General features: G+C 60.5%; 10 protein-coding genes and 1 riboswitch. Of the genes, 4 read left to right on the forward strand and 6 right to left on the reverse strand.

The window, feature by feature from the left end; genetic code table 11:
* Positions 1-21 precede the first annotated feature (21 nt).
* Complete coding sequence (locus AC13C8_RS11355) at positions 22-1,227, reverse strand: TsoY family (seleno)protein (protein WP_482847380.1); 1,206 nt, start codon at positions 1,225-1,227, stop codon at positions 22-24.
* A gap of 162 nt (positions 1,228-1,389) precedes the next feature.
* Between AC13C8_RS11355 and AC13C8_RS11360 the strand changes: the two genes are divergently transcribed.
* On the forward strand, positions 1,390-1,704 hold the full coding sequence (locus AC13C8_RS11360) for a hypothetical protein (RefSeq protein WP_091427300.1): 315 nt from the start codon (positions 1,390-1,392) through the stop codon (positions 1,702-1,704).
* A gap of 24 nt (positions 1,705-1,728) precedes the next feature.
* Here the strand turns inward: AC13C8_RS11360 and AC13C8_RS11365 are convergent, their stop codons facing one another.
* Positions 1,729-2,199 carry a GNAT family N-acetyltransferase gene (locus tag AC13C8_RS11365; protein WP_482847382.1) on the reverse strand — a complete coding sequence of 157 codons (471 nt, stop codon included), beginning with the start codon at positions 2,197-2,199 and terminating at the stop codon, positions 1,729-1,731.
* Complete coding sequence (cobN, locus tag AC13C8_RS11370; RefSeq protein WP_482847384.1) at positions 2,196-5,894, reverse strand: cobaltochelatase subunit CobN; 3,699 nt, start codon at positions 5,892-5,894, stop codon at positions 2,196-2,198. The genes AC13C8_RS11365 and cobN overlap by 4 nt, the downstream gene beginning before the upstream one ends.
* A 64-nt stretch (positions 5,895-5,958) precedes the next feature.
* Here cobN and AC13C8_RS11375 point away from each other — a divergent pair, with 64 nt between their 5' ends.
* The gene (locus AC13C8_RS11375; protein WP_177179257.1) at positions 5,959-6,120 is read left to right on the forward strand and encodes a hypothetical protein; all 162 of its coding nucleotides are present in this window, start codon (positions 5,959-5,961) and stop codon (positions 6,118-6,120) included.
* Positions 6,121-6,127: 7 nt separating this feature from the next.
* Here AC13C8_RS11375 and AC13C8_RS11380 read toward each other — a convergent pair whose 3' ends face one another.
* Positions 6,128-6,580 carry a GNAT family N-acetyltransferase gene (locus AC13C8_RS11380; protein ID WP_482847386.1) on the reverse strand — a complete coding sequence of 151 codons (453 nt, stop codon included), beginning with the start codon at positions 6,578-6,580 and terminating at the stop codon, positions 6,128-6,130.
* Positions 6,577-7,656, reverse strand: coding sequence for a cobalamin biosynthesis protein CobW (gene cobW / locus AC13C8_RS11385; RefSeq protein WP_091431864.1), 1,080 nt, complete (start codon positions 7,654-7,656; stop codon positions 6,577-6,579). Before cobW ends, AC13C8_RS11380 begins: the two co-directional genes overlap by 4 nt.
* A gap of 32 nt (positions 7,657-7,688) precedes the next feature.
* Positions 7,689-7,889: riboswitch (cobalamin riboswitch) on the reverse strand.
* Positions 7,890-8,091: 202 nt separating this feature from the next.
* On the opposite strand from cobW, the gene smc reads away from it, so the two are divergent.
* Together smc and AC13C8_RS11395 are read left to right on the forward strand one after the other, a co-directional pair.
* Positions 8,092-11,547 (forward strand): chromosome segregation protein SMC, encoded by a 3,456-nt coding sequence (gene smc, locus AC13C8_RS11390; protein ID WP_482847387.1) that lies wholly within the window; start codon positions 8,092-8,094, stop codon positions 11,545-11,547.
* A gap of 62 nt (positions 11,548-11,609) precedes the next feature.
* The gene (locus tag AC13C8_RS11395) at positions 11,610-12,077 is read left to right on the forward strand and encodes a YbjN domain-containing protein (protein ID WP_482847389.1); all 468 of its coding nucleotides are present in this window, start codon (positions 11,610-11,612) and stop codon (positions 12,075-12,077) included.
* A 47-nt stretch (positions 12,078-12,124) separates the two neighbouring features.
* Here the strand turns inward: AC13C8_RS11395 and AC13C8_RS11400 are convergent, their stop codons facing one another.
* A complete protein-coding gene (locus tag AC13C8_RS11400; RefSeq protein WP_482847390.1) occupies positions 12,125-13,309 on the reverse strand; it encodes a lytic murein transglycosylase in 1,185 nt (394 codons plus the stop codon).
* Between the last annotated feature and the right edge of the window lie 4 nt (positions 13,310-13,313).

The following is a 13,313-nucleotide window of genomic DNA, read 5'->3' on the forward strand; positions in this document are numbered from 1 at the left end:
GCAATTTCGATGGTGTTCAGATCACTCGGCAAGCACAACCTGCGATGTCGCGCGCCCGAAATGCTGCTTGTTCAGGCGGAAAACCATAGCGATCATGGCGAACTGGAAGGCAATGGCGATTGCCGTCACGATCCAGTAGATCACCGAGAATTTGTCCACCAAGCCCGCTTGTACCAGCCCGGCATTCACGAAGAACTGAATTAGCACCGACAAGGCCACACCGGGGCAGACCAGCGCGTAGGACCCCGGCGAGGTTTCGTTGCCGATCACATAGCTTTTCCAGTAACCATGGCGGGCCAGCACAACCAGACCCATCAGGCCGAACAGCACCTGAACCGTCAGCAACCGGGCCAGCAAGACCATGGTTTCGCCCGCCGTCACTTGGGCTTCGAAGGTGGCATGCAATCCGTGGTTCTGACGCATCGCCATGATGCCAAGAACGGTCATCAAGGGGATCACGATCATAAGCGTCGGTGCGGTTTCTTTCGAGGTGCCATAATGCAGCATCGAGTTGAACGCCGTGAACAAGGCCAGCGCTGCATAGATAACCGAGGCGATCCCGAAGAAGGTTGACCCGACGAGAGAGACGCCGACGACCACGGAATTGGTGCTCATCGCGGCGGGGGCCGAGAAGCCAACCGCGATCATGGCCAGCGCGAAGGCCGGCAGCATCTGGGCAAAGCTGTTATGCGCGGTCACATCGAAGACTCCCCCGTTGGTTAACACGCGCCCAAGAAAATCACCGATATAGATCAGCGCCTGAACACCGATGGCCAGAAACGCCGCCATCGCGAAGGGAAACAGGTATTCGACGATTGACCACAGGCCAGGCACAAACACCAAGCCGACAATGAACAGCGCGTTCACGCTCATCGCCAGGGCCAACGGCATTGCCAGTATGGTCGTTTCTGCATTTGATTTCTTCAGCAATTCATAAGCGTCCGATTTACGAAAGGCCAAGAAGGCCTTCAGGTTCCACACCAGATACTTGATGTTCAGAAAAACAAATGTCGCGATACCGACAAGTGCCACAGCAATGGCAGTTTTCAGGCCGACCGATCCGGCCCCAAGGGTCGCGAATATGTCTTCGAAGACAGGCACCGGTCGGTCTTGGTGGGGCACCCAGAACATCAGATACATGAAAAATGTAACCGTCAGGCCACCTGCCCCGACCGAGGCAAGGAAGTAGAGCGGCGAGTACTTGTCCGCTGGGCGATTGGGGTGCATTGGACCTCTCCATTCATATTCATTTTCTTGAATATCAATAGAACTGTTTGTCCCCCAAAGCAAGCAAACGCGGTGCACATGTTGTCGCACCTGCGACCTCACTGGTTCTTAACCGGTTGTTAACCATCCTGTCGCAACCTGCCCAGAAACAGGAGAGTCAGAGTGAAACCCATTCGTACCTGTGCCGCGTTTCTTGTAACCGGCCTGGTTGTTGCCGCCTGCGACAGCCCCAGCCCGCAGTTCATGTCCGCCGACACCAGCGTGAAGAAAGCAACCGTCGACGGCTCAACCTTTTCGGTTCACCGGCGCGAAAACTGGGTTGAGGTTTATCGCACAAGTTTCGAAGCGTTGCCACGAATCCCCGTCATCCTTGCCCGCGCCAAGACCGCCATCGAACAGGCCACTGGTTGCAAGGTGGTCGAGGGGTCATTGTCCGGTGATCAAGCCATCCAGCGGGCCGAGATTGATTGCGGCTAAGGCACTTGGGCGCAGTAATGGACGTTACCCGCGCAGGGATTTCTCAAATCGATACGACGTGGGCCGATCAAACCCGTCATGAGCAATCTCGGCAGTTTTCACGAACCCGAGATGTTGGAATATGGCGTGGTTGTCGACCAGTTCAACGCGCGTTTGCAAAACCAGACGTGAAAGACCAAGCACAGCGGCGCGGTCTTCGGCAAGCTTGATCAGATGCCGCGCCAGCCCTTGCCCCCGCGCTGTAGGGTCCACAGCCAGCTTTCCGATATAAAGATCTGGAGGCGTTGCATCACATTGCGGGGTCAGGAAAATACAAGCCTTATCTTCAATCACCCAGACCTCGCCCATGCGGGCCTGCTCCGCAATCCCAGAGGGGGTCAACCGGTGCAGCGAGCTTGGGGGGTCAATACGCCCCTCCATCTGTGCAAACGCGCGATGCAGAAGCGCGAGGATGGGCGCGGTATCTTCATCAGGCGAAACTTGACGGGGTTTCATCTGAGCGCATCCAACCGCGCCCGAGCCGAATTCGACCGGGGCATCCAAAGCCCGCGTTCTATCGCTTCGGTCAGACGTTCGGCGATTTCCTTCAACGCAGGCGCATTGTGTTCATCAATGAAGTCGCGCGTGTCATCGTCGTCGATGAAGGCTGAATAAACCAGATCGAAATGGTGCCCTTTCACCGCGCCCGTGGTGGCCGCAAAGGCGAACAAGTAATCGACCGTCGCGGCAATCTCGAACGCTCCCTTGTAGCCATGGCGCTTCACACCTTCGATCCATTTGGGGTTCACCACGCGCGATCGCACCACCCGCCCGATCTCGTCATCCAGGGTGCGGATCACGGGACGTTCGGGGCGCGAGTGGTCGTTGTGATAGATCGGCCGATCTCGCCCCTGCAACGTGGACACGGCAGCGGCCGCCCCGCCCTCAAACTGGTAATAATCATCGCTGTCCAAGATATCGTGTTCGCGATTGTCCTGGTTCTGCACGATGGCTTCGACCTGGCTCAACCGCGCCTCGAACCCTTCCCGGTCGCGCGCGCCTTCGCTGCCCGCGCCATAGGCGTACCCACCCCATTCCAGATAGGCGTTGGCCAAGTCGGCCTTGTTTGCCCAAAGCCGTTCGTCGATCATTGCCTGAAGCCCCGCGCCATACGCACCGGGTTTCGAACCATAGACCCTATGCGCGGCCTCACCCGCCCGCACCCGCACGGCAGCAGGGTTCACATCGTCAGGTTCATCCAGCGCCTGCACTGCGCGCGCAGCGCTATCGACCAGAGATATAAGCTGCGGGAACGCATCGCGGAAGAAACCGGAAACACGCAACGTTACGTCTACACGTGGACGGCCCAGCGCGGTCGCCGGGATCACCTCGAACCCCGTGACGCGCCGATTGGCGCTGTCCCATTTCGGCTTCACACCCATCAGCGCCAGCGTTTGTGCGATGTCGTCGCCGCCGGTGCGCATATTCGCGGTGCCCCACGCAGTTACCAACATGGCGCGCGGCCAATCGCCATGGGTTTGCAGGTGTTTCTCAATCAAAAGGCTGGCCGATTTCCAGCCCAGCGCCCAGGCGGTCGGGGTGGGCACGGCGCGGCTGTCGACGGAATAGAAGTTTCGGCCAGTTGGCAGCGTATCCAACCGCCCGCGGGTTGGCGCGCCGGACGGCGCAGGGGCGACGAATTGCCCTGCAAGGGCGGTGAGAAGCCCCGTTTCCTCGCAGGGACCACAGGCTGCCACATTGGGACGCACGCGCGCGGCAATCTCGGTCAAAACGGCAGCACTGGCGTCCCCAGGTTCCTTGATTTCACCGTCGAGCATACGCGATGCCAACTCTTCAAGCCTTTCGACCGTATCACCATGGCTGCGCCATGACCCTTCGCCCGACAACAGGTCGGGGCGCGGCCCGGTCCAGGGCGCGGCCATGTCGCAATCCAGCGGATCGAAGTCCAACTCCAGATCCTTGGCCAAAGCCCGGATGAGTGACGCATCTCCACCCTCGCCCGACCCGCGCGGCACACGAACCAGTGCTTGCACAAGATCCCGCTCCAATCGGCCTTCCGGCGACTGGCCAAAGATGTGAAAACCATCACGGATCTGGGCTTCTTTCAGTTCACACAGATACGCGTCGAGCTTGGCAAGATCCTGATCCTCGTCATCTCCGACCATCCCGACATCAACGTCCAGCCCGGTGGCCGAAGTCAGCGTCAGAATCTCGCGGCGCAGATATTCAATCCGGCGGGGATCAACTCCGGCGGCTTCGTAATACTCGTCCACCAGTGCTTCCAGATCGCGCAGCGGGCCATAGGTTTCGGCCCGTGTCAAAGGCGGTGTCAGGTGGTCGATGATCACCGCTTGTGATCGGCGCTTGGCTTGTGTGCCTTCGCCCGGATCGTTGACGATGAACGGATAGACATGCGGTATCGGGCCAAGCACAGCCTCGGGCCAGCATTCACCGGACAGCGCCACCGATTTCCCCGGCAGCCATTCAAGGTTGCCATGCTTGCCCATATGCACGATCGCATGGGCACCGAACGTGTGGCGCAGCCAGAAATAGAAGGCGAGGTAATTGTGTGGCGGAACAAGGTCGGGGCTGTGATAGGTGTCGGTCGGGTCGATGTTGTAACCACGTGCGGGCTGCACACCGACGACCACGTTGCCATATTGCAGAACAGCCAGGGCGAACGATCCGCAATCGACATCACCGGGGGTATAGAACGGGTCGGCTTCGGGCTTGCCCCAGCGCGTTTCGATGGCTTCGCGCAAGGTCCATGGCAGTTGACCATAGCTGATTTGATAGTCCGCCATCGACAGGGCGACGCCGCCTGCGCGCGCGGCCCGGTCTGTCAGCCAGTTGGTCGGTCCGGTCATCACCGCTTGCATCAAAGTGTCACTGTCGGCGGGGGCACCGGTAACGCGATAGCCGTTGATGTTCAACAGGCCCAGCGCATGAACGACCGCAGCAGGCGTATCCAGCCCGACACCATTGGCCAGCCGCCCGTCCTTGTTGGGATAGTTCGCCATGATCAATGCCACGCGCCGATCCGCCGCTTTCGCCCGCCGCAGCTTGGCCCAACTGGCGGCAAGCTCGGCCACGAATTGCACGCGGTCGCCGCGCGCGCGATAGGTGGCGATGGCGCATTCGGTGGCGTCGTCAAAGAACGCCTCGCCTTTGAAGCTTATGGCGCGGGACAGGATGCGCCCGTCCACCTCGGGCAGCGCGACGTTCATCGCGATGTCGCGGGCCGACAGGCCGGTCAGACCTTCGGCCCATGCCTCTTCGCTGGATCCGGCAAGCACGACCTGAAAGACCGGGGCGGCCTGGCACCAAGGCATCTGGAAGGGGTTCGATGCCCCTGACTGATGCTCGCCCTCATGCGGTGATCCGACCGCGAACGAGGTGCAGTTCAGGATCACATCCGGAGCGGCCTCGGTGAACAAATGCTCCATCGTCGCGACCGACACCGGGTCTTTCAGCGACGCGACGAACACGGGCAGAGGGTTCAGACCCTGCCTGAGCAGCGCCCGAACCAACCGGTTGATCGGGTTCAGCCCGGCCCCCTGCACCAGCGCGCGGTAGAACACAATCGGCACCACAGAGGCACCATCGGTCCAGTCTGCCCGCGCCGTGTCCAGATCGGATACCCCGGCGCCGGGCCAATAGACGCCTGCGCGCAACAAGGGGCGTGCGGCTTCGGGTTTGTCGCTGCCATCCAGCATGGCACGGGTGTAATTCAGGAACCCGACCGCATTTTCCGGCCCGCCTTCGACCAGATAGGCCCAGAGCGCGTCATAATCCTCATCCGAAACCGTCGACAACGCCCGCAATTCGGCATCTGGCTTGTCGTCACCGGGCAACAGGGCCAAGGGCACGCCCGTGTCGCGCAAATGCGCCGCGTATTGCTCGGCCCCGTATTTCCAATAACCGACACCGCCCAGCACGCGGGCGATCACCAGCCTGGATTTGGTCGCGCAATTGTCGATATGCAGATCAACCGACATTGGGTGCGCCAGATGCATCATGTTGGCCAAACGCAACCCGGGTGGGTTGGTCACCTCACCGCGCGCTTGCGACAGACCTGCCAGTTCCGTATCTGCGGCCGATATGAACACCACGTCGGCAGGCGTCTGCCCCAGATCGACGGGTTCCTTTCCGTCGTCGATGGAACCGGGTGTGGCGGCCAGAAGATGCATGTCGCGCCCTTTGCGAATTGGTGTTATGTGACCGGGCAAACACATGCCCAATCAAGGTAGAACGATGGACTATAAAGCAGCCGGCGCGCCCAAGCCCGCCAAAGGCACCCCGCGCCATTCCGAACACAACGCCCGTGGAACCGAGAAGAACCCGCTGAACCGAAAGGACGACAAGGCGGCCCTGCTGGCACGCATGAAAGCCGCCGCCAAGGCGAAGAAGGGCTGAGCATTCGTCACAGCGCCTTCTCCATGAAGATTGAGCTGTTCGCCTCGGGGTAGCCTCCGAACGGACCACAAATGCTGAAACCGGCGCGCTGGTAAAGCCGGTGCGCCGCGTGAAGCACATTGCCCGTTTCCAGCTTCAAGGCGGCCAGACCCTTTTGGCGGGCAGTCTCTTCGATCCGCGCCAGAAGCGCCTCGCCGACACCTTTGCCGCGCGCCTCGGTGGCGACGAACATCGACTTCACCTCGCCATAGCTGCCCTTGTCGGCCAACGCCCCAGTGCCCAGCACGCGACCCTCCTCGCGCGCCACGAAGAATGAAATCGCGGGCACGCAAAGGTCGTCGATGTCCAGATAGAAATTGTCTTCCGGCGGGAACAGTTCTTCCATCAACGCGTGACTTTGCCGAAGCAAAGCGGCGGCCCCGGGATCGCGGGGATCGCCGGGAGTCACGTCGATGGTCATGCCACCAGGGCCTTTTCGATGGCCACGCGATCCAGCCCCGACTGGCCAATCACCACCAGCCGCGTTTCGCGTGGTTGTGCGCCGAAGGGCTGGTCGTAGTAGGTATCCACGCGCGGACCGACCGCTTGCAGGGTCAGGCGCATGGGTTTCCCAGATACGGCGGCAAAGCCTTTCAGGCGCAGGATGTTGTGGTCGCGGATCGTCTGGGCAACCTGTTCGGCAAACGCTCCCGGATCAGCGACTTCGGCCCGCGTCACAACAAAACTTTCGAACGCATCATGGTCGTGGTCATGATGATGGTGGTGATCATCGTCGTGATGGTCATCATCGTGGTCATCATCATGGTGGTGATGGTGATGCACTTCGTGACGTGCGGCCATATCATCTTCGGCACCGACGCCCTGACCCAGCAACACCTCGATCGGAATCGCGCCCATTGAGGTGCGCACGACCTGCACACCTTTGCGCGCATCGCCGGACAGCTTGCCGACCAGCGCCGCGGCTTCATCCTCGCCCAGCAGGTCAGATTTGTTCACGACGATCATGTCGGCACAAGCCACCTGATCGGCGAACAGTTCTGACAATGGCGTTTCATGGTCAAGATTATCATCCATCTTGCGCTGCGCTTCGATTGCCGCAAGGTTCGACGCGAATTGGCCGTCCGAAACGGCTTTGCCATCCACCACGGTCACAACACCATCAACCGTCACGCGGGTCGAGATTTCAGGCCACTGAAACGCTCGAACGAGGGGTTGAGGCAGCGCCAAACCCGAGGTTTCGATCACGATGTGATCGGGAGGCGTATCGCGGTTCAACAGCTTTTCCAACGTCGGAATGAAATCCTCTGCCACAGTGCAGCAGATGCAACCGTTCGACAGTTCCATGATATCGTCTTCGCTGCAAGTTTCGTCCCCGCAGCCTTTCAGAATGTCCCCATCCACACCCAGATCGCCAAATTCGTTGATGATCAGTGCGATGCGCTTGCCGTTTGCGTTGTCCAGCATGTGACGGATCAACGTGGTCTTGCCCGCGCCCAGAAAGCCCGTGACGACGGTGGCCGGTATCTTTGCTTGCATCTTGTCCTCCATACCCCGTCTCCCCGACGGGTGGGTTGCATTTTTGCATGGCAGGTCTCCTGGCTTCGCGGGTCGAGGCCCCTGCCGCCTTCCCAGCCGATCAGGGCCAGTGGCATCGTGCAGGTGCTCTCCGCTTACAGTCGCGGGGGCGGCTGCAACATCAGGCCCCGGATTGGGTCGCCTCCGCTGCATTCCCTCTTGTCCCAATGGGAACCATGCCGGACTTGTTTGCCGCGTGGGGCTTGGCGGGGTCAAGACGGAAACCGACTCGATGGGCGGGTTTGGCGGCAAAGGTTCGGTTCAGGACGGCAGGCAGATGCAATATCTTGTGGATAACCTGCCAATTGCACCCATATATCGACGTCTGCCGTTGACTCGCCCCATTTCCCCCGGAAAACTCCGGGTTCAAGAAGAATCAATGATGAGGCAGACCGCTTGCGGTTTTCGAAACTCCGACTGAATGGCTTCAAAAGCTTCGTGGACCCGACCGATCTGGTGATCGCGGACGGGCTGACAGGCGTGGTCGGGCCAAACGGCTGCGGCAAGTCGAACCTGCTGGAAGCCCTGCGCTGGGTTATGGGTGAAAACCGCCCCACTGCGATGCGTGGCGGCGGGATGGAGGACGTGATCTTCGCAGGCGCGTCAACCCGGCCTGCCCGCAACTTTGCCGAAGTGGCGTTGCTGCTGGATAACAGCGAGCGGTTGGCCCCCTCGGGGTTCAACGACAATGACAATCTTGAGATTGTGCGCCGGATCACCCGTGACGCCGGGTCGGCCTATAAGGTCAACACCAAGGACGTGCGGGCGCGGGACGTGCAAATGCTGTTCGCCGATGCGTCAACCGGGGCGCATTCGCCCGCGTTGGTGCGGCAGGGGCAGATCAGCGAGTTGATCAACGCCAAACCCAAGTCGCGGCGCCGCATTCTGGAAGAAGCGGCGGGCATCTCGGGCCTGTATCAACGTCGGCACGAAGCCGAGTTGAAACTTAAAGGCACCGAGACCAACCTGTCGCGCGTCGAAGATGTGATCGAACAACTGGCATCCCAACTGGGTCAACTCGCGCGGCAGGCCCGGCAGGCCGCCCGGTATCGCACCATCGGCGACGATCTGCGCCGCGCCGAGGGGTTGCTTCTGTATCGCCGCTGGAAAGAAGCCGATGCGGCGCGTGCCGAGGCCGAGGCCCAGCTGACCGAACGCGTAAAAGCCGCCGCTGCTGCCGAAGGGGCGTCGCGCGCCGCCACCAAGGCCCGGCAAGAGGCCGAGGATCGTCTGCCCCCGCTGCGCGAGGAAGAAGCCGTCGCTGCCGCCATCCTGCAACGCCTGCAAGTCCAGCACGACCAGTTGTCGGACCAGGAAGCCCAAGCCCGGCAGCGGATTGAAACGCTGACCGCCCGGATCGCCCAACTGACGCGCGATATGGAACGTGAAAGTGGGTTGAACAAGGATGCGGGCGAAACGATCGAGCGGTTGGAGTGGGAACAGTCGCAGATCACCAAGGCGTCCGACGGGCATGATGCCGCACTGGAAGCCGCAAGTGCCGAAGCGCGCGAAAGTGCCGCGATTCTGCAAGAACGCGAAGGCGATCTGACGCAACTGACCGAAGACGTCGCCCGGCTGGCGGCCCGCCACCAGTCGGCGCACCGCCTGTTGGAAGACAGTCGCAAATCACTTGAGAAAAGCGAAGGCGAAGCCGACCGCGCCCGTTCGGCTATGGACGAAGCAAAGGCCGCATTGGGCAAGGCCGGTGCAGATTACGAAGCGGCCAAAACCGCCGAAGCGACTGCCTCTAGAGCCGCCGAAGAAGCAGAAGCTGCATTGGCCGCTGCCGACGATGCGCGTGCGGATGCACAGGCCCGCGAGGCTGATGCTCGTGCCGCCCGGTCTGCCGCCGAAGGTGAACTGAATGCCCTGCACGCCGAGGTTCAGGCCTTGGCGCGATTGGTGGAGCGTGACGCGTCCGAAGGCGGGCAGGTTCTGGACGATCTGCGCGTGAAGCCGGGATACGAAAAGGCGCTTGGCGCGGCCTTGGCGGATGACTTGCGTGCACCAGCGATTGACGGGGACGCGCCGTCAGGCTGGGCGTCGCTCCCCGCTTATGCGCAGGCGCAATCACTGCCTAAAGGTGTCAGTGCGCTGTCAAACTACGTGACCGTGCCCGAAGTGTTGGCCCGCCGGATGAGCCAGATTGGCTTGGTCAGAACGCAAGACGCTGCACGGCTTCAGACCGAGTTGAAGCCCGGCCAGCGGCTGGTGTCGATGGAAGGGGACTTGTGGCGCTGGGACGGGTTCCGCGCTGGTGCGGAAGATCAACCTTCAACAGCGGCCTTGCGGCTAGAGCAACTGAACCGTTTGCAAGAGCTGAAACAGGAACTGGAAGACGCCTCGGCCCGTGCGGATGGTGCGCGCGCGGCGCATGAAACGCTGAAGGCGCGTCTGGTTGAAACAACCGAGGCCGATAAGCATGCACGGGACGTGCGCCGCGATGCGGACCGCGCCATGGCAGACGCCAACCGCGCCCTGTCGCGCGCTGAAGCGGACCGCAACATCGCGGGTGGCAAGCTGGAAAACCTTGGTATGGCGCTGAAACGCCATGAAGAAGAAACCATGGGCGCGCGTCAGCGGTTGATTGATGCCGAGCGCGGTGTGACCGACCTGGGAGATCTGGAGGCTGCCCGCGCGCAGGTCGAGGACGTCAAGATGGCAGTGGAAGCCGCGCGCATGACGATGATGACCAAACGCTCGGCCCATGACGAATTGCGTCGAGAGGGCGAGGCCCGGACCCGCCGGAGTCAGGAGATCACGAAGGAAGTCTCGGGCTGGAAGCATCGGCTTGAAACGGCGGGCAAACGGATTGCCGAGCTGCAAGAACGCAAGGCCGAAAGCGAAACTGAGTTGAGCGAAGCAAGCGCAGCGCCCGAGGCATTGGCTGCCAAGCGGGGTGAACTGACAAATGCGATCGGCGAAGCGGAAACCCGGCGCAAAGCATCCGCCGACAAACTGGCTGAAGGTGAAACTGCCGAGCGTCAGGCCGCCACGGCTGAACGGGGTGCCGAACGCGCCGCAGGCGAGGCCCGCGAGGCCCGCGCCCGTGCCGAAGCCCGCACCGATGCCGCGCGCGAAACCGTAACCTATGCCGCCGAGCGTATTGCCGAGGATATGGAAGCCACACCGGACGCCCTGCTGGACAGTTTGGATACCGATCCCGACAAGATGCCATCGTCTGAACAAATCGAGCATGACGTAAACCGTCTGAAACGCCAACGCGACGCATTAGGGGCGGTGAACCTGCGCGCCGAAGAAGACGCGAAAGAGGTTCAGGAAGAGCACGACACGCTGCTGAAGGAAAAGACTGATCTGGATGAGGCGATCAAGAAGCTGCGTGCAGGCATCGCGAGCCTGAACAAGGAAGGTCGCGAACGTCTGCTGACGGCATTTGAGCAGGTAAACGCCAGCTTCGGCAATCTGTTCAAACATCTGTTCGGCGGCGGCGAGGCCAAGCTGGTTCTGGTCGAAAGCGATGACCCGCTGGAAGCCGGGCTCGAGATCATGTGCCAACCGCCGGGCAAGAAGCTCTCGACGCTCAGCCTGTTGTCGGGCGGGGAACAGACACTGACCGCGCTGGCCTTGATCTTCGCGGTGTTCTTGGCCAACCCGGCCCCGATCTGTGTGCTGGACGAGGTGGACGCACCTTTGGACGATTCCAACGTCACGCGGTTCTGTGACCTGCTGGACGAGATGACCCGCCGAACCGACACACGGTTCCTGATCATCACCCACCACGCCGTCACCATGGCGCGGATGGATCGACTGTTCGGTGTGACCATGGCCGAAATGGGTGTCAGCCAGTTGGTCAGCGTCGATCTGAAGAAGGCCGAGGCACTGGTGGCCTGAGCGATCCGTTGCGCAACCTGACAATCTCTTTTAGAACCAGAAAACGGTTCAGGAGCAATACCATGAAGTTGCAAGAGCTTACAGCGTCTGCAGTGATTGGAGCCGGTCTGGCGACCAGCGCTTTTGCCGATCCGATCAAAGCGTCTGATCCACAAACCGTGCTGGCTTATTTTCAAGATATTGGCGCCCCGGCCACGCTGACCGAAGACAGCGTGGGCGATCCGTTGATCGAGCTTCAGTACTATGGCACGACTTTCGCCATCTTCTTTTATGGCTGTTCTGACAACACCAACTGCAATTCGCTTCAATTCTATGCCGGCTACACGGCCGAAAATGAAATCTCGTCCGAGGCGCTGAATACATGGAATGCCGAACAACGCTATGGCCGTGTTTATCAGGATGACGAAGGAAATAAGAAGCTGGAATACGATATCTATACCGGGAATGCCGGTGTCGATTCAGACGACTTTGACGAAATGTTCGACATCTGGACCGAGCTTGTAGAGAGCTTCGAGGCCGTGCTTTCCTGACTGTCCGCGCGGCCATCCATGCTGGCTCACAGCTGCATGCGCAAGACCTACAACACCTTTAACAATTGCGCGGTTGGCCATGCGTCGGCTGGCAAGTCAAGCCTGACCTGTTCTTTTTGAACCGCGGCACGTGTCTTTGCACCCAGAATGCCATCGACCTTGCCCACATCATGCCCGCGTGCCTGTAGCTTTTTCTGAAGTGCCTTCATCTGCTGGCCCGAGAAAGCCGGATCCGGGTTGCCCGCATTGTATACCGGCGCCCCTTCCAACCGGGTGGCGAAATAGGCGGCGGTGGTCACGTAAACGAAGCTCTTGTTCCATTCAAAATACACGCTGAAATTTGGGTAAGCGATGAAGGCTGGTCCCTTGCGCCCCTGCGGCAAAAGAATCGATGCTTGCAGATCAGACGCGCCGAACGACCCGTGGCGCGGCTTCACGCCAAGACCTGCCCAATCAGCAACGCTGAGCGTTGTGTCCAGACCGGTTGTTGACCAGTCGAGGTCCTGGGGAACTGTCACCTCCTGCAACCAGGGTTCGCCCGCGCGCCAACCCAGTTTGCGAAGCATATTCGCCCCGGACAGAAGCGCATCGGGGGGCGAGGTGCGCAGATCAACCGTGCCGTTGCCATCGGCATCTACACCCGCCTCGATAATGTCGCCGGGCAGCATCTGGACCATGCCAATCTCGCCGGCCCATGCGCCCTTGGAGGTTTTGGGGTTGAAACTGCCCTTCTCGAAAAGCTCCAGTGCCGCAAAGACTTGTGGCTGAAACAGCTCTGGACGCCGGCAATCATGCGACAGGGTCATCAGCGAGTTCAAAGTGTTGAAGTCCCCCTGCACCGCGCCGAAGTCAGTTTCAAACGCCCAGAATGCCGTCAGAACGCCGCGACTGATGCCATATGTCTGCTCCATCTTGTCAAAAACACTATCGTATTTCTTCATCATCGACTTGCCACGCGCCATTCGGTCATTGCTGATCAAGCGACGAGAGAAGTCGATAAACGGCCGCTGAAAGATGCCTTGCGCCCGATCTGCCTTGATCGTCGCCGGATCCTGCCGAACCGATGCAAAGAAGGCATCGACGGCGGATTGCGCATGTCCACGATTGATCGCCTCGGCCTTCATGGCGGCGGTGAAACTATTAAACCCGCCACCACATTCCACAAGCTGGGCAAAGGACGGTGCGGTGCCCAACAAAATCGCCAATGTGGCATGGGTCAGGATCTTGTGCATGGTG

This window comes from Aliiroseovarius sp. B-4 (assembly GCF_056857795.1).

Excerpts from the sequence above, each read along its gene's own strand:
- AC13C8_RS11355 (WP_482847380.1), bottom strand. The coding sequence starts at position 1,227 with ATGCACCCCAATCGCCCAGCGGACAAGTACTCGCCGCTCTACTTCCTT.
- AC13C8_RS11365 (WP_482847382.1), bottom strand. The coding sequence starts at position 2,199 with ATGAAACCCCGTCAAGTTTCGCCTGATGAAGATACCGCGCCCATCCTC.
- cobN (WP_482847384.1), bottom strand. The coding sequence starts at position 5,894 with ATGCATCTTCTGGCCGCCACACCCGGTTCCATCGACGACGGAAAGGAA.
- AC13C8_RS11375 (WP_177179257.1), top strand. The coding sequence starts at position 5,959 with ATGGACTATAAAGCAGCCGGCGCGCCCAAGCCCGCCAAAGGCACCCCG.
- AC13C8_RS11380 (WP_482847386.1), bottom strand. The coding sequence starts at position 6,580 with ATGACCATCGACGTGACTCCCGGCGATCCCCGCGATCCCGGGGCCGCC.
- cobW (WP_091431864.1), bottom strand. The coding sequence starts at position 7,656 with ATGCAAGCAAAGATACCGGCCACCGTCGTCACGGGCTTTCTGGGCGCG.
- AC13C8_RS11395 (WP_482847389.1), top strand. The coding sequence starts at position 11,610 with ATGAAGTTGCAAGAGCTTACAGCGTCTGCAGTGATTGGAGCCGGTCTG.
- AC13C8_RS11400 (WP_482847390.1), bottom strand. The coding sequence starts at position 13,309 with ATGCACAAGATCCTGACCCATGCCACATTGGCGATTTTGTTGGGCACC.